The organism is Nocardioides sp. S5-5, from assembly GCF_054954065.1.
The window spans coordinates 1,923,552-1,945,918 of record NZ_CP199913.1 but is presented as its reverse complement, the minus strand read 5'-3'; the positions used below and the strand labels follow the sequence as shown (position 1 = coordinate 1,945,918).

The 22,367-nt window shown below is 73.4% G+C and carries 12 protein-coding genes; 10 read left to right on the top strand and 2 right to left on the bottom strand.

Features of this window, described 5'->3' with window-relative positions:
• Positions 1–7: 7 nt before the first annotated feature.
• The 10 genes from ACUP6Y_RS09170 to cobC are packed head-to-tail and all read left to right on the top strand — an operon-like array spanning position 8 to position 10,571.
• The gene (locus tag ACUP6Y_RS09170; protein WP_462555525.1) at positions 8–844 is read left to right on the top strand and encodes a nitrite reductase; all 837 of its coding nucleotides are present in this window, start codon (positions 8–10) and stop codon (positions 842–844) included.
• Positions 841–1,506 (top strand): precorrin-8X methylmutase, encoded by a 666-nt coding sequence (locus ACUP6Y_RS09165; RefSeq protein ID WP_462555524.1) that lies wholly within the window; start codon positions 841–843, stop codon positions 1,504–1,506. Before ACUP6Y_RS09170 ends, ACUP6Y_RS09165 begins: the two co-directional genes overlap by 4 nt.
• Positions 1,503–3,056, top strand: a complete 1,554-nt coding sequence (cobJ, locus tag ACUP6Y_RS09160; protein ID WP_462555523.1) for a precorrin-3B C(17)-methyltransferase — start codon at positions 1,503–1,505, stop codon at positions 3,054–3,056. The genes ACUP6Y_RS09165 and cobJ overlap by 4 nt, the downstream gene beginning before the upstream one ends.
• Positions 3,056–4,249 carry a precorrin-6y C5,15-methyltransferase (decarboxylating) subunit CbiE gene (gene cbiE / locus ACUP6Y_RS09155; RefSeq protein WP_462555522.1) on the top strand — a complete coding sequence of 398 codons (1,194 nt, stop codon included), beginning with the start codon at positions 3,056–3,058 and terminating at the stop codon, positions 4,247–4,249. The genes cobJ and cbiE overlap by 1 nt, the downstream gene beginning before the upstream one ends.
• Entirely contained in the window at positions 4,246–5,004 is a 759-nt protein-coding gene (gene cobM / locus ACUP6Y_RS09150; RefSeq protein WP_462555521.1) for a precorrin-4 C(11)-methyltransferase, read from the top strand. Before cbiE ends, cobM begins: the two co-directional genes overlap by 4 nt.
• Entirely contained in the window at positions 5,001–6,986 is a 1,986-nt protein-coding gene (locus ACUP6Y_RS09145; RefSeq protein ID WP_462555520.1) for a VWA domain-containing protein, read from the top strand. The genes cobM and ACUP6Y_RS09145 overlap by 4 nt, the downstream gene beginning before the upstream one ends.
• Positions 6,983–7,627, top strand: coding sequence for a 5,6-dimethylbenzimidazole synthase (bluB, locus tag ACUP6Y_RS09140; protein WP_462555519.1), 645 nt, complete (start codon positions 6,983–6,985; stop codon positions 7,625–7,627). Before ACUP6Y_RS09145 ends, bluB begins: the two co-directional genes overlap by 4 nt.
• Positions 7,620–8,225, top strand: a complete 606-nt coding sequence (gene cobO, locus ACUP6Y_RS09135) for a cob(I)yrinic acid a,c-diamide adenosyltransferase (RefSeq protein ID WP_462555518.1) — start codon at positions 7,620–7,622, stop codon at positions 8,223–8,225. Before bluB ends, cobO begins: the two co-directional genes overlap by 8 nt.
• Positions 8,222–9,559, top strand: coding sequence for a cobyrinate a,c-diamide synthase (locus ACUP6Y_RS09130; RefSeq protein ID WP_462555517.1), 1,338 nt, complete (start codon positions 8,222–8,224; stop codon positions 9,557–9,559). Before cobO ends, ACUP6Y_RS09130 begins: the two co-directional genes overlap by 4 nt.
• The gene (cobC, locus tag ACUP6Y_RS09125; protein ID WP_462555516.1) at positions 9,552–10,571 is read left to right on the top strand and encodes an Rv2231c family pyridoxal phosphate-dependent protein CobC; all 1,020 of its coding nucleotides are present in this window, start codon (positions 9,552–9,554) and stop codon (positions 10,569–10,571) included. The genes ACUP6Y_RS09130 and cobC overlap by 8 nt, the downstream gene beginning before the upstream one ends.
• Here the strand turns inward: cobC and ACUP6Y_RS09120 are convergent.
• Both ACUP6Y_RS09120 and ACUP6Y_RS09115 read right to left on the bottom strand, forming a co-directional pair.
• Entirely contained in the window at positions 10,564–21,732 is an 11,169-nt protein-coding gene (locus ACUP6Y_RS09120; protein ID WP_462555515.1) for a carboxypeptidase regulatory-like domain-containing protein, read from the bottom strand. The two genes, cobC and ACUP6Y_RS09120, sit on opposite strands and share 8 nt — an antisense overlap.
• On the bottom strand, positions 21,729–22,346 hold the full coding sequence (locus tag ACUP6Y_RS09115; protein WP_462555514.1) for a hypothetical protein: 618 nt from the start codon (positions 22,344–22,346) through the stop codon (positions 21,729–21,731). The genes ACUP6Y_RS09120 and ACUP6Y_RS09115 overlap by 4 nt, the downstream gene beginning before the upstream one ends.
• Positions 22,347–22,367: the final 21 nt, after the last annotated feature.

Here is a 22,367-nt window from a genome sequence, read left to right as displayed (position 1 = left end):
GGCGCACATGGCCCGCAGCCGCCCCGACCGGTGCCCCGGCGTGGTCCACCCGTGGCCGGCCGACGACGGCGGCCTGGTGCGGATCCGGGTGCCCGGCGGCCGGGTGCCGGTCTCGGCGCTGAGGGCGTTGGCCGCCGTCGCCGAGGAGTACGGCGACGGCCGGGTCCGGGTCACCGGCCGCGCCAACCTCCAGGTCCGCGCCATGCCCCTGACCTCGTCCGGCCTGCTGGCCGGCCCCGCGCTGGCCGCCCTCGAGCGGACCGGCCTGCTGCCGTCCCGCTCCCACGACCGGGTCCGCAACGTGCTGGTCTCGCCGCAGACCGGGCTGGCCGGCGGCCGCGCCGACCTGCGCCCGGTGCTCGCCGCGCTCGACGCGCTGCTGCTCGCCGACGCCGCGCTGGCCGGGCTGCCGGGCCGCTTCCTGTTCACCCTCGACGACGGCCGCGGCGACCTCGCCGACAAGCACCTCGACCTCGGCCTGGTCGCGCTGGACGCCGGCACCGCGCAGCTGCGGGTCGGCGTGTGCTGGGGCGAGATCGGGGCTCTGGCCGACGCGCCCGCCGCCCTGGTCACGCTGGCCCGGGCGTTCCTGGCCGCCCGCGGCACCGGACCCGACGCGCCGTGGCACGTCCCCGAGCTGTCCGTCCCGCTCACCGCGCCCGCGCCCGCCGCCACCGGCGCCACCGTCGCGACCGGCCCGCTCCCGTTCGGCCCGGTCGCGGGCGGTCGGCATGTCGCCGTACCCGACGACGGGCTGGACGCCCCGACCATCGCGGCCTGGGCCGCACCGACCGTGATCGTCACGCCGTGGCACGGCGTACTCGTCCCCGAGGAAGCTGAATGACCGACCCCACCGCTCCGCCGCGCCGCTACGACTACATCGCCGACGGGCCGGCGATCTACGTCGACTCGTTCGCGACCATCCGCCGCGAGTCGGACCTGTCCGGGGTCCCCGCCGAGGCGGAGAGGGTCGCGGTCCGGATGATCCACGGCAGCGGGCAGACCGACCTGGTGCGAGATCTGGTCGTCCATCCGCGGCTGGTGCCCGCCGCCCGGGCCGCGCTGAACGCCGGCGCGCCGATCCTGTGCGACGCCCGGATGGTCGCCATGGGCATCACCGCCGGCCGGCTGCCCGCCGACAACCCGGTGCACTGCTTCCTCACCGACGAGCGGGTCCCCGCGCTGGCGCGGGCGTGGTCGACGACCCGCACCGCGGCCGCCGTATCGCTGTGGGAGCCGCTCCTCGACGGCGCCGTCGTCGCGATCGGCAACGCACCCACCGCGCTCTTCCACCTGCTGGAGATGGTCCTCGCCGGTGGCCCCCGTCCGGCCGCGATCGTCGGCTGCCCCGTCGGGTTCATCGGCGCGGCCGAGTCCAAGGACGCGCTCGCGTCGTTCCCCGTGGACCACGGCATCGACATCCCGTTCGTCACCGTCCGGGGCCGCCGCGGCGGCTCGGCCATGGCGTCCTCGGCGGTCAACGCGCTGGCCCAGGAGGAGGAGTGACCGGGCGCTTCCACGTCGTCGGCATCGGCCCCGGCGACCCCGAGCTGATCACCCGCAAGGCCGAGCGCCTCATCGGCGCGGCCCCGGTCGTCGCCTTCCACGCCGGGGTGCGCAAGGAGTCGCACGCCCGCCGGATCGCCGCCGATCTCATCCCCGCCGACGCGATCGAGGAGGAGCTGCGCTACCCCGTCACCACCGGGACGACCGACCACCCGGGCGGGTACGTCGGCGCGCTGGCCGCCTTCTACGACGAGTGCGAGGCCCGGCTCGCCGCCCATCTCGACGCCGGCCGCGACGTCGTCCTGCTCGCCGAGGGCGACCCGCTGTTCTACGGCTCGTCGATGTACCTCGTCGACCGGCTCCGCGACCGGTTCCCCGTCGAGGTGGTGCCCGGCATCCCGGCCTTCGCCGCCGCCACCGCCACCGTCCCGGCGCCCCTGGTCCGGCAGACCGACGTCCTCACCGTGCTCCCCGGCACCCTCCCCGAGGCCGAGCTGGCCCGCCGCCTCGCCGACACCGACGGCGCGGTGATCATGAAGCTCGGGCGCACCTTCCCCGCCGTCCGCGCTGCGCTCGCGGCGGCCGGACGGCTCGACGGTGCGCTGTACGTCGAGCGCGCCTCCCAGCCCGAGGAGCGCTGGCTGCCGGTGGCCGAGGTGGACGCCGACTCGGTGCCCTACTTCTCGTTGATCGTGGTGCCCGGCGACGCCGCGCGCCGCTCGGAGGTCGAGGCGGCCGCCCGCGGCCGTCACGAGACCACCGGGCAGCGTCTCGAGACGCCTGCTGCGCAGGCTCCTCGACGTCCGGCGCCCGCGGAGCTGCTGGTCGTCGGACTCGGTCCCGGCCCCGACGACTGGCTCACCCCCGAGGCCGGCGCGGCGCTGGCCGAGGTCGACCACGTGGTCGGCTACGCGCCGTACGTCAACCGGGTGCCGCAGCGCCCCGGCCTCCAGCGCCACGCCTCCGGCAACACCGTCGAGGTCGACCGGGCCCGGTTCGCACTCGACCTGGCGCTGGGCGGCGAGCGGGTGGCGGTGGTGTCCGGCGGCGACGCGGGCGTCTTCGGCATGGCCGCCGCGGTCTTCGAGGCGGCCGCCGACCCGGCCCACCCGGAGCACGCGACGGTGCCGGTCCGGGTCCTCCCCGGGGTGAGCGCGGTCCAGGCGGTCGCGGCCCGCGCGGGCGCGCCGATCGGCGCCGACTTCGCGGTGGTCAGCCTCTCCGACCGACTCAAGCCGTGGCCGGTCGTCGAGCGCCGGCTGCGGGCGATCGCCGAGGCCGACCTGGTGCTCGGGATCTACAACCCCGCCTCGCGCTCGCGCCGCGACCAGGTCGTGGAGATGCAGAAGATCCTGCTGGAGCACCGCTCCCCCGACACCGTGGTCGTCGTCGGTCGCGACGTCGGCCGCGCCGAGGAGTCGCTCACCGTCACGACACTCGAGAAGCTCGACACCGACCGCATCGACATGAAATGCCTGCTCATCATCGGCGCCTCCGCCACCCGCGTGGAGCCCGACGGCACGGTCTGGACGCCGCGGTGGGTGGAGTGATGGGTCGACTGATCACCGTCGTCGGCATCGGCGCTGACGGCCACCTCCCGCCCGCATCCCGGACCCTGGTGGACAACGCCGAGGTGCTGCTCGGCGGCGAGCGCCACCTCGACCTGGTGCCCGCCGTCCCCGGACAGGTACGCCGCACGTGGCCGCGCCCGCTCAGCGCGCTGCCCGGCGTGCTGAAGGAGCACGAGGGCCGCAGCATCGTCGCCCTGGCGTCGGGCGATCCCCTCGTCTCCGGCATCGGTACGACGCTGGTCCGGCTGCTCGGCGCCGACGCCGTCGAGGTCGTCCCGGCCGTCTCCTCGGTCTCCCTCGCCCGCGCCCGGATGGGCTGGTCCGCCGAGGAGTCCGCCGTCGTCACGCTCGTCGGCCGTGACGTCGACGCGCTGCGCCGCGAGCTCGCGCCCGGCCGCCGGCTGCTCGTGCTGTCCTCCGACCAGACCACGCCCGCCGCGGTCGCCGCCCTGCTGGCCGATGCGGGCTTCGGCGCCAGCACGATCGAGGTGCTCGGCGACCTGGGCAGCGGCGACGAGAGCCGCACCCCCTACCCGGGCGACGGTCCGGTCCCCCGTCTGCACGTCCTTGCGATCTCGGTCGCCGGCCCCGGACTCGCGTCCTGGACGACCGGCCTGCCCGACGACGCCTTCGAGCACGACGGCCAGCTGACCAAGCGCGACGTCCGCGCCAGCGCCCTCGCCCGGCTCGCCCCGCGCCCCGGTGACCACCTCTGGGACGTCGGCGCCGGCGCCGGGTCGGTGGCGATCGAGTGGCTGCGCGCGCACCCGCTCACCACCGCCACCGCCGTCGAGGGCAACGCGGAGCGAGCGGCGCGGATCGGCCGCAACGCCGGCCGGCTCGGCGTACCCCGCCTCCAGGTCGTCACCGGCCGCGCCCCCGGCGCCCTCGCCGACCTGCCCACCCCCGACGCCGTCTTCGTCGGCGGCGGCGCGACGGCCGACGGGCTGCTCGACCTCTGCCGCGACCGACTCGCTCCCGGCGGCCGGCTGGTCGCGCACGGGGTCACGTTGGAGACCGAGCGGCTGCTGGTCGACGCCTTCCATGCGTACGGCGGCGAGCTGACCCGGCTCGCCGTCGAGCACGTCACCCCGTTGGGCGGGCGGTTCACCGGCTGGACGCCGGCCCGCGCCGTCGTGCAGTGGGCCTGGACCAAGGAGAGCCCCCAGTGACCGCGCACTTCGTCGGCGCCGGCCCGGGCGCGGCCGACCTGATCACCCTGCGCGCGGCGACCCTGCTCAGCAAGGCCGACGTGGTGCTCTACCCCGGCACCTACATCGATGCCGAGGTCCTCTCCCACTGCCGCGAGGACGCGGACCGGGTCGACACCCAGGACCTCGACCTGGACCGGATCACCGCCGTGATGGTCGAGGCGCACGTCGCCGGGCGCGACGTCGTCCGGCTGACCTCGGGCGACCCCTCGCTCTACTCCGCCCTGCACGAGCAGACCCGGCGCCTCGACGCGGCCGGCGTGCCGTGGGACGTGACCCCCGGCGTGCCGGCGTACGCCGCCGCGGCCGCGATCGTCGGCCGCGAGCTGACCGTGCCGCTGGTCGCGCAGTCGGTGGTGCTGACCCGGACCCAGGCCCGCTCGACCGCGATGCCGGAGAGCGAGTCGCTGTCGGCGTACGCCGCGACCGGCGCCACCCTGGTGCTGCACCTCGCGATCACCCGCACCGCCGCGCTGATGGCCGAGCTGGCGCCGCACTACGGCGAGGACTGTCCGGTCGCCGTGGTCTCGCGCGCGTCCCAGCCCGAGGAGCTGGTGCTGCGCGGCACCGTCGGCACCATCGCCGGCCTCGTCGAGGACGCCGGACTGCGGCAGGCCGCCGTGATCCTGGTCGGCCCGGCGCTGGCGTCGGCGTCGGACGCCGAGTCGTACCTCTACTCACCCGAACGCCTCGCTCGGAAGGAGCGCCTGAGATGAGCTCCCCCACCATCCGACACTTCCCGTTCAGCGCCGTGGTCGGGGCCGACGGCCCCGACGGACCGGACCCGATGGCCCTGGCCCTGATCCTCACCACGATCGCACCCGAGGTCGGCGGCGTGCTGGTGCGCGGCGAGAAGGGCACCGCCAAGTCGACGATCGTGCGCGCCCTGGCCGCCGTGCTCCCGCCCGTCGAGGACCGGCCGGTCCCGCTGGTGGAGCTGCCGATCGGCGCCACCGAGGACCGGGTCACCGGCTCGATCAACCTGGAGAGCGCGCTCGCGGAGGGCAGGGCCGAGTACGAGCCCGGCCTGCTCGCCAAGGCGCACCGCGGGATCTTGTACGTCGACGAGGTCAACCTGCTCCACGACCACCTCGTCGACCTGCTCCTCGACGCCGCGGCGATGGGCCGCGCGACCGTCGAGCGCGACGGCGTCTCGATGACCCACGAGGCCCGCTTCGTGCTCGTCGGCACGATGAACCCCGAGGAGGGCGAGCTGCGCCCCCAGCTGCTCGACCGGTTCGGCCTCACCGTCGAGGTCGCCGCGCCGCGCGACCCGGCACTACGGGCCGAGGTGGTCCGCCGCCGGATGGCCTACGACGCCGACCCCGCCGCCTTCGCTGCCCGCTACGACGCCGCGGAGACCGCCCTGCGCGGCCGGATCGCCGCCGCCCGCGCGCTGGTCGGCGAGGTCCGGCTCACCGACGCCGGGCTGCTCAAGATCGCCGAGGTCTGCGCGGCCTTCGACGTCGACGGCCTGCGCGCCGACATCGTCACCGCCCGTACCGCCGTCGCCCACGCCGCCTGGTCCGGCCGCTCCCAGGTCACCCTCGACGACATCCGGGTCGCCGCCCGGCTCGCCCTGCCCCACCGCCGCCGGCGCAAGCCCTTCGACGCGCCCGGGCTGGACGAGGACCTGCTCGACCAGGTGCTCGGCGACGACGACCTGCCGCCGGAGCCCGAGCCCGACGGGCCCGACGTCGGGCCCGACGACGGGCCCGACGACGGGCCCGAGCCCGAACCGCAGGGCCCCGCACCCGACGGTGACGGCGCTGCCGACGACGGTGACGGCGCTGCCGGCGACGGCGGCGACGGCGATCCGGTCGACGTCCACGCTCCTGACCGCGCCCCGCCCACCGGGGGCGACGGCACGGGCAGCGCGCCGAGCAGTGTCGCGCCGACCGGGTCGGCGTACCGCACCCGGCTGCTGACCGTCCGCGGCGTCGGCGCCGGCACCGCGGGACGGCGTAGCCGGGCCCGCACCAGCAACGGCCGCCGGATCGGCGCGACGACCCCGACCGGCGCGGGCGGCGCGATCCACCTGACCGAGACCATCCGGGCGGCGGTGCCCCACCAGGTCGCCCGCGGCCGGACCGAGGGCCGGCTGCTGCTGGCGCCGGCCGACCTCCGGGTCGCCGTACGGGAGGGCCGGGAGTCGAACCTGGTGCTCTTCTGCGTCGATGCCTCGGGGTCGATGGCCGCGCGGCGACGGATGGCGCAGGTGAAGACGGCGGTGCTGAGCCTGCTGCTCGACGCCTACCAGCGCCGCGACAAGGTCGGCCTGGTCACCTTCCGCGGCGCCGCCGCCGAGGTGGCGCTGCCACCGACCCACTCCGTCGACGCCGCCGCCCAGCGTCTGGCGGACCTGCCGTCCGGCGGGCGCACCCCGCTCGCCGAGGGACTCCTCGAGGCCGCGCACCTGCTCGCCGTCGAGCGCACCCGCGACCCCCAGCGCCGTGCGCTGCTCGTGGTCGTCACCGACGGCCGCGCGACCTCCGGCGCCGACGCGGTCGTCCGGTCCCGGATGGCCGCGGGCCTGCTGGCGGAGGCCGGCATCGCCAGTGTCGTCGTCGACTGCGAGTCGGGCCCGATGCGGATGGGCCTGGCCGCCACCCTGGCCGAGCATCTCGGCGCCGAGCACCTCCCGATCGGCGAGGTCAGCGCCGAGGCACTCGTCGACGTCACCCGGCGGGCGGCATGACGGCCGGCCTGTACGACGTCATCGACCTCCGGCGCGACGTCCGCGCCGAGTTCACCGGCTCCCCCGTGCCCAGCGACGTGCTGCACCGCGTGCTGGAGGCCGCGCACCGGGCGCCGAGCGTCGGGATGAGCCAGCCCTGGGACTTCGTGGTCGTCCGCGATCCCGCCACCCGGCGCGCCTTCCGCGACCACGTCGCACACGAGCGCGACACCTTCGCGGCGAGCCTGCCGCCCGAGCGCCGGGCCACCTTCGACCGGATCAAGGTCGAGGGCATCTGCGAGTCCTCGCTCGGTGTGGTCGTCACCCACAGCCAGGCGCGCGGCGGCCCGCACGTGCTCGGACGGCACGCGATCGCCGACGCCGGCCTCTACTCCACGGTCCTCGCGATCCAGAACCTCTGGCTGGCCGCGACCGCGGAGGGACTCGGCCTGGGCTGGGTGTCCTTCTACCGCGAGCCCTTCCTGCGCGACCTGCTGGGCATCCCCGAGGACGTGCGGCCGATCGCCTGGCTCTGTCTCGGCACGGTCAGCCACCTGGAGTCCGTGCCCGACCTGGAGCGGCACGGCTGGCGATCCCGCCGCCCGCTCGCCGACGCCATCCACGAGGACACCTGGCAAGCAAGGGAGAGCAACGATGCCTGAGGGCCAGCCGCTCGTCGTACCGAACGACGGGCTGACCACCCGCCAGCGCCGCAACCGCCCGCTGGTGATGGTGCACACCGGCGACGGCAAGGGGAAGTCGACCGCGGCCTTCGGGCTCGCGCTGCGCGGCTGGAACCAGGGCTGGGACATCGGGGTGTTCCAGTTCGTGAAGTCGGCGAAGTGGCGCCTGGGCGAGCAGACCGCGTTCGAGCACCTGCCCGGCGACCTCGCCGGCAAGGGCCGGATCGAGTGGCACAAGATGGGCTCCGGCTGGTCCTGGTCGCGCAAGGCCGGGTCCGAGGAGGACCACGCCGCCGACGCCGCCGAGGGCTGGGCGGAGATCAAGCGGCGGATCGCGGCCGAGCAGCACGACCTGTACCTGCTCGACGAGTTCACCTATCCCGTCAACTGGGGCTGGGTGGACATCGACGACGTGGTCGAGACGCTCGCGAGCCGCCCCGGCCACCAGCACGTCGTGATCACCGGCCGGCGCGCAGACCCCCAGCTCGTCGAGCTCGCCGACCTGGTCACCGAGATGACCAAGGTCAAGCACCCGATGGATGCCGGCCAGAAGGGCCAGAAGGGCATCGAGTGGTGACCCTGCCGCGGATCGTCGTCGCCGCCCCCGCGACCGGGCAGGGCAAGACGACCGTCGCGACCGGCCTGATGGCCGCGCTGGCCGCGGCCGGGCACGTCGTGAGCGGGCACAAGGTCGGCCCCGACTACATCGACCCCGGCTACCACGCGCTCGCCTGCGGCCGTCCCGGCCGCAACCTCGACCCGCACCTCGTCGGCGAGGACCTCGTCGCGCCCCTGCTGCTGCACGGTGCCCGTGGCGCCGGCGTCGCCGTGGTCGAGGGCGTGATGGGTCTGTACGACGGCCGGATCGGCGGCGCCGGCTTCTCCTCCACCGCTCATGTCGCCGCGCTGACCCGCACCCCCGTCGTGCTCGTCGTCGACATCTCCCGCTCCTCGCGCTCGGTCGGCGCGGTGGTCCACGGCATGGCGACCTGGGACCCGTCGGTCGAGGTCGCCGGCGTGATCCTCAACCAGGCCGGCTCTCCCCGGCACGCCGACGAGGTCCGCTCCTCGATCTCCCTGCCCGTGCTGGGCGCGATCCCCCGCGACCCCTCGATCGCCACCCCGTCGCGCCACCTCGGCCTGGTCACCGCCGCCGAGCGCGGCGAGTCCGAGGAGGTCGTCGCCCGGCTGGCCGACGTGGTCACCGAGCACGTCGACCTCGACGCCGTCCTCGCCCTCGCCCGCAGCGCGCCCCCACTCGCCGCGACGCCCTGGACCGCCGACCCGGCGCGAACTGACACCGCGATCGCGTCGACCCGGCGCAAAGTGGCGGTCGCAGCAGGCCGAGCCTTCACCTTCCGGTACGCCGAGACCGCCGAGCTCCTCGCCGCCCACGGCTGCGACGTCGTCCCCTTCGACCCGGCGAGCGATCCCGCGCTCCCCGACGGCACCGCGGGCCTGTACCTCGGCGGCGGCTTCCCCGAGGTCCACGCCGCCGACCTGGCCGCCAACACGCCGCTGCTCGCCGAGATCCGCACCGCGGTCCGCGACGGGCTGCCGACGGTCGCCGAGTGCGCGGGCCTGCTCTACCTGTGCCGCAGCCTCGACGGCGCCCCCATGGCCGATGTGCTCGACGCCGACGCCACGATGACCGAGCGGCTCACGCTCCGCTACCCCGTCGCCACCGCGCCCGCCGACACCCTGCTGACCCGCGCCGGCGAGCAGGTGAGCGGGCACGAGTTCCACCGCACGACCATCACTCCGGCGACGACCGGCACCCCCGCCTGGACGATCGACGGCGACGACGTCGGCTTCGCGTCGCCGACCCTGCACGCGTCGTACCTCCACACGCACTGGGCCGGTCATCCCCAGCTGGCGCAGCGGTTCGCGGAGGCGGTGCATCGTGGCTGACCCGCTGCGCCACCACGGCGACGTCGAGGCGCGCGGGATGCTGGACCTCGCCGTCAATGTGTACGACGGCGCGCGACCGCCCTGGCTCGACGACGCCCTGCGCGCGTCGTTGGACGAGGTCGGCGCCTATCCCGACCCGAGCGCCGCACGGGCCGCCGTGGCCGCGCACCACGGGCGCGCGGAGGACGACGTACTGGTCACCGCGGGGGCGGCGGAGGCGTTCACGCTGGTGGCGCGGCTGCGGGACTGGCGGCGGCCGGTGGTGGTGCATCCGCAGTTCACCGAGCCGCATGCGGCTCTGGAGCAGGCGGGCCATGCGGTGACGCCGGTGGTGCTGCGCGAGCCGTTCGCCCTCGACCCGGCACTGGTTCCGGAGGACGCCGACCTGGTCGTCGTGGGCAATCCGACCAACCCGACGGGCGTCCTGCATGGCGCCGCGACGCTGGGGGCGCTGCGGCGCCCGGGACGCCTGGTCGTGGTGGACGAGGCGTTCATGGACTGCGTGCCCGGCGAGCCGGACTCCCTGGCCGGCGTACCCCTCGAGGGGCTGGTCGTGCTCCGCTCCCTCACCAAGCACTGGGGCATCCCCGGCATCCGCGCCGGCTATGCCGTCGGCGAGCCGCGGGTGATCGCGGGTCTCGCGCGAGCACAGACGCCCTGGTCGGTCGGCACGACCGCCGCCGCCGCGGTGATCGCCTGCACGACCCCGGAGGCCGCCCAGGAGGCCACGAGCAGGGCCGAGCGGATCCGCGAGTGGCGCGACCACCTCGAGAAGGGCCTGGCCGACCTCGGCATCCGCCACCTCGCCTCCGCCGCGTCCTTCGTGCTCGCGCAGGTCGGCGAGGGCGTGCATGCGGCGCTGCGCGAGCGCGGGATCGCCGTACGACGGGCCGACACCTTCCCCGGCCTGGACGGTGGCTGGGTGCGGATCGCCGTCCGGCCACCGTCCACCACGGATCGGATGTTGGGCGAGCTCGAGCGCGTGCGCGCCCTCGGACGCGCCGCTATCTGACCTTCTTCGACTTCGCGGTCTTGACCGTCCACGGCGTGTAGGACGGCGCGCTGTAGGTGATCCGCACCGACAGGCGCTTGCCCCGGTCGGCGCGGGAGACCTTGTACGTCGGCTTCTTGGCGCGCTTGATGACCTTCCCGTTGCGCAGCCAGACGTAGCTGGCCGTCCACCCGGCCGGAAGCCCCAGCGGATGGCGCACCCGCACCTTCGTCCCGATCTTCGCCTTGCCCTTGAGCCGCGGCTTCGTCACGGTCGGGAACGCCAGCGGACCGGGGTCCGCCGTCGGCGCGGAGACGAGGATCGTGTAGCCGGGCGAGTCGACGGACCCGCCGGCGTTGGCCGCACGGACGGTGAAGGCGAAGGTCCCGGCGACGGTCGGGGTGCCGCTGAGCAGGCCGTCGGCGGCCAGCGCCAGTCCTGGCGGCAGGCTCCCCTGGACGGAGTATGTCGGGTCACCGGTCCCCGTCAGCTGGAACGAGTACGGCGTGCCGACCTGTGCCGCGGCCGGCGGGGGTCCCGAGGTGATCGTCGGCGCGGGAGTGCCCGTGTCCGGCGACGCCGACACGGTGATGGTGTAGGTGGGCGAGTCGACGACGCCACCGGCGTTCGTCGCACGGATCGCGAACTCGAAGACCCCGTCGGTCGTGGGAGTCCCGCCCAGCGTCCCCGCACTCGACAGCGTGAGCCCGGGCGGCAGGCTGCCGACGATCGAGAGCGTCGGCGAGCCGGTGGCCGTGACCTGGAACGAGTAGGCCGTGCCGACCGTCGCCGTCGCGGGTGGCGCCGGCGAGGTCAGTGTCGGCGGCAGCGGCGCGCCGACCCGGTAGGTGATCTCGCCCGCGTCCGGATTGCCGATCTCGGGCGTCACCGGGAGTGCGCCCGGGCCCAGCTCGTCGTCCTCCTCGGCGTCGAAGTAGCGCAGCCCGTAGCTGCCGGGCGGGACGACGAACACGGCGCGGCCGTTCTCATCGGTGATGGTGGCGGCCAGGAGGGTATCGCCGTCGTAGAGGGCGGCGATGGCGTTCGCCTTCGCGGCACCGGCGCCATCCTTGAGCACGGAGGTGATCACGGCGCCCTCGGCGAGGCTCACCGTCACGTCGCCGTTCACTCCGTCGACGAGCGTGACCTGCTGCTCCTTGCCCAGGTGTCCGTCCGCGGCGGTGACCAGCGAGTAGTGGCCGGGGTCGGCGGCCAGGTCCAGCCACCCCGTGTCGTCGGACACGGCGATGCTCCGGACGTTCCCGAGGCCGTCGACGAGCGCCGCCTGGGTGTGCGGCAGCTCTCGGCCGGCGTCGTCGCGGATCAGCACCCGGATGCTCGCCCCACCCGCGGCAGCGGCTGCGGCGACCCTGCTGCGGGCGCTCGCGCCCTTGCGTCCGGCACTCGCCGGGGCCGTGGCAGGCGTGCGTCCGTCGGGCCCGAGGAGATCCGGCCCCTGGTCGAGGATCCGCGGAAGCGGTGCCGGGGAGACGCCGCCGATCACCTCGACCAGCGGGTATCCGGCATCCGGCCCGGCCGGATCCACCCGATGCTTGTTGAGGGCACCGTGGGCGTTCGTGCCGCTCCAGCCGTCGCCCCAGACCTCGTAGATGTGACTGTCGCTGGCGGCGCCGCTGATCGTGGCCTGCGACTTCAGGCAGCCGTCGTACGCATTGGTCACGTTCATGACGTAGGTGCCGTTGGCCCGGATGGTGGCGATGTCCGCTGCCGCCGCGAGCTGCTCGGCGGCCATGAGCTGCAGTGTCTGACCACGACTCGCGACCGCGGCCACGGCGGGGACGGTGACGCTGTTGATCGCCATCGAGGCCTTGATGACCTCCCGGGGGATCCCGACGAGCGGCAGCGCGCAGTCCTGGAGCGCGAGCTGGGTGAGGATGGTCGCCCCGTGGACGGCGCCGTCGACGGTCAGGACGCCGGACACGCGGACGTCGTCCGTGGGGTCGTCGTTCATCGCCTTGCCTGCCGCGATCCTGGCCATGGCCAGGGACTCGTAGCCGCCCTCCGAGTGACCGATGAAGGAGAAGTCGAGGATCTCTCCGCGCTTCTCCCGCCAGCAGTTGCTGTACGTGACCAGCTCGTCGTAGAACTCGTTGGCGGCCTCGGTCATGCGGGTCCCCACCTCGGCGAGCTCGACGACGGTGTTCCACGCCGCGTAGTCCTGGGGAATGAACCAGCATTGCCCGTTCAGCCCGTCGCTGATGGCGCCGGTGTAGGAGAACTCCAGCACGTCGCGGAAGAAGGAGCCCCGGGACTGGCCCGGGTCGTAGCCGGCCTGCTCCAGCTGCGCCAGGACGTTGCCCTTCACACCGGCGCCGGGTCCGTACCCCTTGCTGCCGGCCTGGTCGCAGGCGTTGGCCGCCCACGTCTTGTTCCAGGCGTCGCGCTCGTCGCCGTCACGGGCGCAGTCGGAGTCGGTGACCACCGAGGAGCTGTCGTTGAGGGACGAGGTGAGACCCGCGGCGAGGACGACGGCCCGATGCACGGGGCAGGACTCGTCCAGCGTGTACGGCGTCGTCCACTCGCCCAGGTCGCCGGCGAGGTTCTGGGCGCGGACCCTGATGGAGACCGTCCCGCCCGTCGCCAGCACCACCTCGACCGGCACGGAGAACGCGGTGTCGTCGGCATCTTCCGGGACCAACACCCGCTTGACGGGCCGGGTGCCGCTCGCGTCGGTGACCTCGTACTCGAGCCAGTCGAGCCCGAAGTCGTCCGAGGCGCTGACGGTGGCGGTGAAGGTCCCGACCTCGCCGCAGGTGTGGGGCTTCCCGCTCTTCGTCGCATAGCTGGCATCGGCCAGGACGGAGGAGGAGAGCGAGTTGGCGCGCGCGAGCACCATGGGGTGGCTCATCTCCGGCTTGCCGGCGATGACGGGGCTGAGCGCGAAGTACTGCTCGTCGGCGGGATCGACGTCCGACACGAACCCGCGCTTGCGACCGTCGGCGGTGTCACGCACCCAGGTCACGGCGTCCGGCTCCGCGGGGAACTCGGTGGCCTCGTCGGGAGTGCTGAACACCTGGCGGTCCGACGAGCCCGCCACGTCCTCGAAGACCAGCCCGACCTTGTGGTTCAAGGAGACGGACTCGATGTCGGGCCGGACGCGATCGGTGTCGTTCTCGGTGATCTCGGCGCCGCTGAACTCGAGACCGGTCGTGTAGGCGACGAAGGCCTGGTCGAGCACGAGGGTTCCGGTGATCTGGGGAACCAGGATGTAGTCGTACTCCAGGGTCTCGCCCGCCGCGAGCACCGGCCGGGTGTGCGCGAGCTGCTCTCGTGGCTGGTAGATGTAGTTGAGCTGCGCGCCGCCGGTGAGCAGCTCCAGCGTGACGTTGTACATCGCGACGTCGGCGACGTTCTCGATGCCGACCTTGACGTGGTACGGATGGTCCTTGGTCGCGTACTTGTCGGCATGGACCTTCAGCTTGAAGGCCGAGCCTCCCCACACCTTGATCGGGTCCGCGGCGCGCGCCGTGATGTTGATCGGCATGTCGAAGGGCTGGAGGAACCCGGCGTACGACGCCTCGATCGGGTACTCGCCCTCGACGTCACCGCGCAGGTACCAGTGGATCGTGCGGCTCTCCCCCGCCGGAATGTCGGGGAAGTCGACCTTCGGCGACTGCGGGAACGACGTCGGCGCGAGCGTCAGACCGCTCGGCAGCGCGAGTCTCGCGACGCCGTCGGTGAGCACGAAGTCCTCGCCCTCGCTGAGGTTCGTCACCATGAGGGAGACGTCGAAGAACTCCTTCAGCCAGGATGCACGCCCCGGGATGACCAGCCAGACGAGGTACTCGCTGGTGCCCCAGAACTCGTAGGTGTAGCCGCCGGTGGAGAAGGACCCGGTGCAGCTGCAGGCACCTCCGCCACCGCCGCCACCCCAGCCGCCGCCGCAGGTGACCGGGACGCCGTCGATGGAGGGGCAGCCGATGAAGCCGGAGGAGTTGGCGACGCCGGTGACCGGTGGCGGAGTGCCTCCGGTCGAGGTGAAGGGGAGGTGGATCTCGAACTCCACGACGTTCTGGTTGGCCGGGTCGTCGGGGTCGATGCCCACGGCCTCGATCTGCTCCGGGGTCATCCGCTCGGTGGCCACCTCGGCGGTGGCCACCGGCCCCTCCTCCAGGGTGATCGAGACCGCTGCGTTGCCGTTCGCGACCTCGGCGATCGCCTGACCGGGTCGGAAGCCGTCCGCGACGGCGAACACCGTGTACTGGGCGTCGTCCAGACCGCGGAGCCGGGCCTCGCCGGCGGCGTCGGTCCGCGCCGTGATGCGCGATCCGTCGCCCCGGATCACGAGCACCGTGGCGTCCGGCAGTGCGGTTCCGGCGGGGTCCGTGACGGTCGCGAGGATGCCCGCGAACGGCGGCTCGGGGGTGACCGTCACGGTCGCCTCGTCGGTGCTGGTCTCGCCGGCGGCGCCGGCACTCAGGGTCACCGTGTACCGCCCCGGCTCGGCGTAGGTGTGGCTGGGGCTCGGCCCGGTTCCGGTGGTTCCGTCGCCGAAGTCCCACTGGTACGACGAGATCATGCCGACGGGCCGCGACCCGGATCCGTCGAAGGCGACCGCCTCGCCTTCGACGACGACCAGGTCGTCGCCTGCGTCGGCCGCCACGGGCTCGGGGAGGACGGCGGAGATCGTGGTCGTCCTGGCAACGGTGCGGATGCCGTCGCTGGCCGACACCTTCAGCTGGTAGATGCCGGGTTGGCCGTAGCGGTGGGCCAACGGCGTCACGGGCGGCTCGGAGCCGGTCAGGGCGGGAGAGCCGTCGCCGAACTCCACCTTGTAGGACAGCGGGTCGCCGTCCTCGTCGGTCGCGCCGAACAGCAGCCCGAGGTCGAACGGCGCGACACCGGTGGCGCTGGGTGAGATGTCGACCATCAGCACGGGAGCGTGGTTGGCCGCACCGACCGCGGCGGTGGCCGGCGAGGTCGCCTGAGCCGGTGCGTAGCCCTCACGGTCGGCGGTGACCGTCACGGAGAGGTGGGCGTCGAGGTCGCCCTCGGTCGGTGTGTACGTCGACGACGTCGCCCCGTCGATCTGCGCTCCCTCGCGCAGCCACTGGTAGTGGTAGTCGGTCGGCTCAGGAGCCCAGCCTCCGGGCATCGCGGTCACCGTCTCGCCGACCCGGACGACCCCCGAGACGGACGGGAGCGTCTCGTTGGTGAGGTCGCCCACGACGACCACGTCCGTCGCATCCGAATCGGCGCTGCCGGCGTCGTAGGTCGGCTTGGCTGCCGTGGCGCGCACGCTGATCCGCTTCCCGAGGTCGCCGGCGCTCAGGACACGTGACTGGCCGGTGGAACCGGCGATGGGCTCTCCGTCACGGAGCCACTGCCAGGTCACCGTGACCTCCGCCTGGTCCCATTCGCCCTCGGTGGCCGCGAGGGTCTCCCCCACCTTCGCGGTTCCGCTGACGACGGGTGGGCTGAGGTTGTTGATGACGTCGTAGGCGACGGGACCGGTCGCCGTGGAGGCGCGGGAGGTGGGCGCGTAGCCGGCCCTGGAGGCCGTCACCACCACGGAGATCGCGGCCTGTGCGTCCGCCGGGACGAGGAGGTACGTCGAGCCGGTGGCATCGGCGATCGCCTCGCCGTCACGCTGCCACTGGTAGCCGACCTCGAGGTCGTCGACGTCCCAGGTGCCGTCGTCGGTCGCCAGGGTCTCCCCGACCCGCGCGGTGCCCTCGATGACCGGGCGCTGCTCGTTGACGATCACACCCAACGCCACCGGCGCAGACGGCACGGTCGTGACGGTCGAGGACGCGTAGCCGGTGCGCGAGACGGTCACCTCGACCGAGATCGACGCATCGACGTCGTCCGGACCGGGGGTGAGTCGGCTGGTCGTCGCGCCGGGGATCGGGCTCCCGTCGCGCAGCCACTGATAGGTGGTGCTCGTCGGGCTCGGCTCCCAGTCTCCGGGGGAGACCGTGAGCTCCACCCCCACGCGCGGCGTGCCCGAGACGACCGGGGCGACGGGGTTGGCGAACTGCCCGATGTCTACCGGTCCGACCTCTGCGGTCGTCGTCTCGCCCGGCTCCCAGTCGGCCTTCGTGCCCCGCACCCGCACCGAGATCCGGTGGTCGATGTCGTCGGGTTCCGGCGTGTAGCTGGCACCCGAGCCCAGCGTGACGCCATCCTCGCGCAGCCAGGTGTATCCGAAGTCGACCCCGGCGGTGTTCCATTCGCCCAGCTCGACGCTCAGCTGCCGGCCGACCTGCGGCGTTCCGGCCACCGTGGCCGCGGCCGTGTTGGCGATCACGCCGTAGGTGACCTTCCCGGTCTGCCCGGACGTCGCCTCGGCCGGCGCGTAGGCGGCCTTCGTCGCGGTGGCCGTCACCGAGATCCGGTGGGTGGCGTCGTCGACGCTCAGCGCGTAGGTCGACTCCGTCGCGCCGACGATGGGCGTCCCGTCACGCAGCCACTGGTAGGCCACGTCTACCTGGGTCTGCTGCTCGGTGAAGCCGGCGGCCCGCCAGCGGTCCCCGCTCGCGGTGAGCGTCTCGCCCGCGCGGGGCGTGCCCTCGATGCTCGGTCCCTCCAGGCTGTCGATGACGCCGAGCCCGACCTGGTCGGTCTGCGCCGTCGTGACGGTGGTCGGGTGGTAGGCGGTCTGGGATGCCTCGACGCGGACCGAGATGCGCGCGTCCAGGTCGGCCGCGCCGAGCTGGTAGCTGCTTGCGGTGGCACCCTCGATCGGCTCGCCGTCGCGCAGCCACTGGTAGGCACGCGTGGGGTTCGACGGCTTCCAGGTGCCGGCGCTGACGCTGAGCTGCTCGCCCACCCGCGCCGTTCCCGAGGTCGCCGGCGCGGTCAGGCCGGTGATGACGCCGTAGTCGATCGGTCCGACCGCCGCGGACTGGGCGACGCTGTCGTTGTGTCGCGGCCTCGATGCGGTGACCTCGACGCGGACCTGCTGGCCCAGATCGGCGGCGACGGTCGCGTACGTCGAGGAGGTGGCCCCGGAGATCCGGCTGGATCCGCGGATCCACTGGTAGCTGAACGTCGCGTCGGGATAGGTCCACGTCCCCGGGTCGGCGGTCAGCAGCTCGCCGACGCGCAGCTCGCCGGTGAGCGTCGGCGCCGACGTGTTGGCGAGCTGGAGGTCGAGCTCGGCGTCCGCGATCACCGACTGGCCGAGGACCAGCTCGAAGCGGTGGGCCTCGTCCTGCGTCGTGACGTCGTCGAAGTACTCGCCGACGTACGTCGACGACGAGACGAACTGCACGACGTACGTGCCTTCGACGAGACCGCCGATGCGGTAGGAGCCCTGGGCGTCGGTGTAGGCGCTGCCCGCGAATGTGGCGGCCCCGGTCTGGGGGTCGATCCGGTCGACGGAGGCGTAGACGTTCGCCGCGGGTGCGCCGTCGGTGCCGGTCAGCGACCCGTGGACGGACGCGCCGACCGGCACCGTCACGTTCGCCGTGGTGACGTGGCCGACGGTGACCGCGATGTCGGCCGCGTCGGCGACGGCGTCACTCGCCGGATAGTAGAGCGCGACGTGATGGCCGTCGCCGGGGACGACCTGCAGCCGGTAGCTGCCCGGCTCGACATGCCGGAAGCGGTAGGCCGCGGTGTTCTGGCCGGTGGATCGGTAGAACGACGTCGCGTAGGCCTGGCTCCACTGTCCCTCGCCCGTGGCCCGATACAGGTAGGCGTACCCGTAGGTGTAGGTCGCGGTCTGCGAGCCGGGCAGGGTGATGGTGCCGGCGACGACGCCGCCGGTCGCGGCGAGAGCGGCGTCGGCGGTGGCCGAGTCGCCGATGCCGACGGTGATCGGGGAGGCGCTGCTCCACTCCTGGGTGTCGTCGAAGTACTCCCCGGCGTGGAAGTCCTCGTTGCTGGTCTCGAAGCTGACCCGGTAGGTGCCGGCCGTCAGCTTGCCGAGGAGGTACCTCCCGCTGCTGTCCGTGCTGGTCGACGTGGAGTACGACCAGTCGCCGGGACCGGTCTGGCGATAGGCGTACACCCCGACGTCGGCGACCGGCCCGTCGTCGAGACCCGTGAGCGTGCCGGTGATCCGGCCGTACTGCAGGCTCAGCGTGCTGTCGACAGTGACGTCGTCGCCCGCGGTCACCGCCACCTCGTCGGCGGTCCCGTCCTCGTAGCGCCCGTCGGTCGACTCGAAGGTCAGCCAGTAGGTGCCGGGAGGAAGCTGGACGGTGTAGCCGCCGTCGGCGCCGGTCGTCGCCAAGAGCGAGCGATAGTCGTCCGAGGAGCCCGAACCCACGTGTACGCGCACGTCCGCCAAAGGCTGGCCACCGTCCCCGGTCACCACGCCCGAGATCGTGCCGGGGAGGCCGAACTGGTGGTCGACCTGTACCGCCGCGCCGTCCGCGACCTCGACGGGGGTCGCCGCGGCCAACGTCGTGGCGGCCTCGTGGTACTCGTCCAGGTAGGCACCGCCGACGTCCCCTGAGAAGCGGACGCGGTAGGTACCGGGGAGCACGTTCACCGAGTAGGTCCCGTCGCCGTCGACCGACGCGTCCGCGACCTGCGTGCCGCTCTCGTCGTAGACCGCGACCCAGACGTTCGTGGCCGGGTCGCCCGCGCCGTCGGTGACCGTGCCGGCGATCCTCCCACCTGTCCCCAGCGCGGCATCGGCGGTGACCGACGCCCCCGCGGTCACGGTGAGCGGGGCGGCATCGCCGTAGGACCGGACGTTGTCGTAGTACTCCCCGAGGTACGCCGTGCCGTAGGGCGGCGTGAACTGGAGGAGGTAGTCGCCCGGGGCGAGTCCGTCGACCGTATAGCGGCCCTCGGCGTCGGTGCTGGTGCCTCTCGACGTGCCGGACGCGGCCGAATACGCGTACACGTACACCTCGTCCAGGGGCGCGCCGTCGTCGTCGGTGACGGTGCCGGAGATGGATCCGGCGCGCCCCAGCTGCTGGTCGGCGGTGGTGGACTCACCGACGACCACGGTCAGGCTCGTCGACTGCTCGAAGTCGGTGGTGCCGCCGAGGTAGCTGGCGTAGTGGTCGCCGCCGGCCGGCTGGAACTGGAGACGATAGGTGCCCGCGCGCAGTCCACTCACCGTGTACCCGCCGGAGTCGTCGCTCACCGCCCACCGCTCGGTGGTCCACGACGCGTTCGCGTCCAGCCGGTAGGCGGTCACGTCGACATCGCTGAGCGCCTGCCCGTCCGCGCCGGTGACGGTGCCGGTGATCGAGCCGCCGGCGCCGAGCACGGCGTCGGCGGTCCAGACCTCGTCCTGCACCGGGACGATCGTGGTGGCCGTGTCCAGGCTCGCCGCGTCGTCGTAGTACTCGGAGACGGCGTTGCCGACCTGCGGCTGGTACTGCAGCCGGTAGGGGGTGCCGGGGGTGAGATCGGCGAAGGCGTAGCTGCCGTCGGTGCCCGTGGTCCGCGAGGTGGTGAAGGACCAGTAGGAGTACGACCCGCTGGTGTACTGGTCGTAGAGGTTGACGCTCACCCCGCTCAACGGGGATCCGTCGGGGCCCGTGACGGTGCCCGCGATGCCGGTACCCAGCGTGAAGGCCGCATCGGCCGTGAACGTCTCCCCCGCCTCGAGCACGATGTCGGTGGCGCTCTCCAGGGTCGCGGCGTCCTCGAACCAACGGATCTGCGTCGGGTAGGTGGAGTAGTCGGAGAACCGCACGCGATAGGTGCCCGGCGCGAGGCCGCCGACCGAGTAGGAGCCGGTCGCGTCGGTGGAGTCGTAGGAGTCGAGGGCACGCCACGTGCCGTCCGTTCCCAGCTGGTAGACGTCGACCTCGGCCCAGCGCGCCGGTGACCCGGCGTAGTCGGTGACCGTGCCGGTGATCCGAGCCGCCGGCCCCAGCGCGGCATCGATGCCCACGACCGTGGCCGCATCGGCGACGGGGACGTCGGTGCCCAGCTCCACGAGTGCCGCGTCGTCGAAGAACTCCGTGGCGTAGCCGCCGCTGAAGTCGGAGAACCCCACCCGCCAGGTGCCGTCGTCGACGGGGAGCCGATAGTGACCGTCGCCGTCGGTGGAGGTGGAGAAGGAGGCATCCCACTCCGAGTAGCCCTCGTCGGCGTACTCCTCGTAGGCGCCCACCCAGATGTCCTCGGCCGGTTGGCCCTGGGCATCGGTGACGGTTCCCTCGATCGCGCCCCGCTCCGCGAGGACGGCGTCGATCCCGGAGGTCGCGACACCGTCCGCGACGCTCAGGCTCTGGCCGTCCTCCACCGTGGCGGCGTCGTCGTAGTACTCGGGCCTCCAGTCGTCGCCGGAGAAGCCGACCCGCCACTGCCCCGCATCGACACCGACGACGTAGTCCCCGTCGTCGTCGGTGACGGTGCTGAAGGAGTCGTCCCAGTAGGAGTACGTCTCCTCGTCGTACTCCTCCACATACTCCCGATAGGCACGCACGGCGACGCCTTCGACGGGCGATCCGGTCGAGTCCTGCACGTGGCCGCGGATCGAGCCCCGGGCACTGAGGGTGGCGTCGATCCCGGTGAGGCTGCCGCCGTCGGGGAGAGCGAGGGTCTGCGCCTCCTGCACCGTGTCGGCGCCGTCGTAGAACACGCTCTTCCACATGGCGTGCGAGAAGCCGACCCGGTACTCACCGTCGCCGGCGTAGAGGTGGTACTCCCCGGTGGGCCCCGTGAACGCCCACTCGTCGCACTCCCAGTAGTCCTCGCCGTAGGAGCGGTAGGCACAGATCTCGACGCCGCCGAGGGGCGCGCCGTCCGCCGCACGGACCGTTCCCGAGATGGCGCCTCGTCGGGTCAGCACCCCGTCGATCCCGGCGGTCGTTCCCCCCGCCGTGACGACGAAGGTGTCGCTCTCGTCGCTGGCATAGGGCCCGTTGCTGACATTGCCCTCCGCGTCGCGCCGGCCCGAGTCGAACCACACCCGGTAGCTGCCCGGCGCGGCCGTCAGCGAGTAGCTGCCGTCGGAGCCGGTCGTCGTCTGGCCGACGAGCTCGTCCGAGTCGTCGTAGCACCAGTCCCAGTACGAGTACTCGTACTGGGTGCCCTCGTCGTCGACGTACTCGCACTCCAGGGTCACCCGGATGTCGCTGAGAGGGGCGCCCGTCCCGGCGTCGGTCACGGTGCCGGTGACGACTCCGTCCGGGTCCGCCGCGACCGCCTCGGTAGTGGGCGCGACGACCAGCAGGCCCACGGCCATCGCGAGCGCGATGACCGCCTTGAGAGAACGGAGGTCTCGGGCCGGCCTGATCATCCGGCCCGCCCTCCGGGCTGTCCCTCGACCCGCACGCCCGCGCAGGAGCCGTCCTTCCCGTTGCTCATGCCGTCGACCAGCCAGGCGTCGCCCTTCCTCTTCAGGCCGAGCTTGACCGGCATGATCTCGCGCTCCTCGCGCTGCGGGTCCGTCGCGGAGGCCTGGGACCACCCGCGCATCCAGGCGCAGGCGTGGACCCAGGTCACGCCGTCACCCGACGGCTTGCCGATCCTGGTGACCGTGATCGGGAGCGGGCCCGGGAAGTACCGCCCCCAGTCCTGCCGGGTGTAGAACCTCATCCGGTCCAGCCCGTCACGCGTCATGACCTTCGCGGCAGCCGACTGCGTCCCGTCGCCCGCGTTGACGATCTTCGCGTACGCCGCAGCCCACTCCTGGACGGCACGGGACTCGGGGCGGGCACGAAGACGCACCTCGTCGGGGACGGCGTCCGCCGAGCTGGTCGCTCCCCCGTCCGCAGCGCTCGGAGCCGGTGGCGCGGGGTTCGGTGCTCCCGCAACAGGTCCGTCCGACGCGGCCGCCGTGGTCGGCCCGGAGTCATGCTCGGCCTGACCGCAACCGGACGACACGCCCAAGGACAGGCCGATGGAAAGCACAGCGATGAGTCTCCGCGCGCG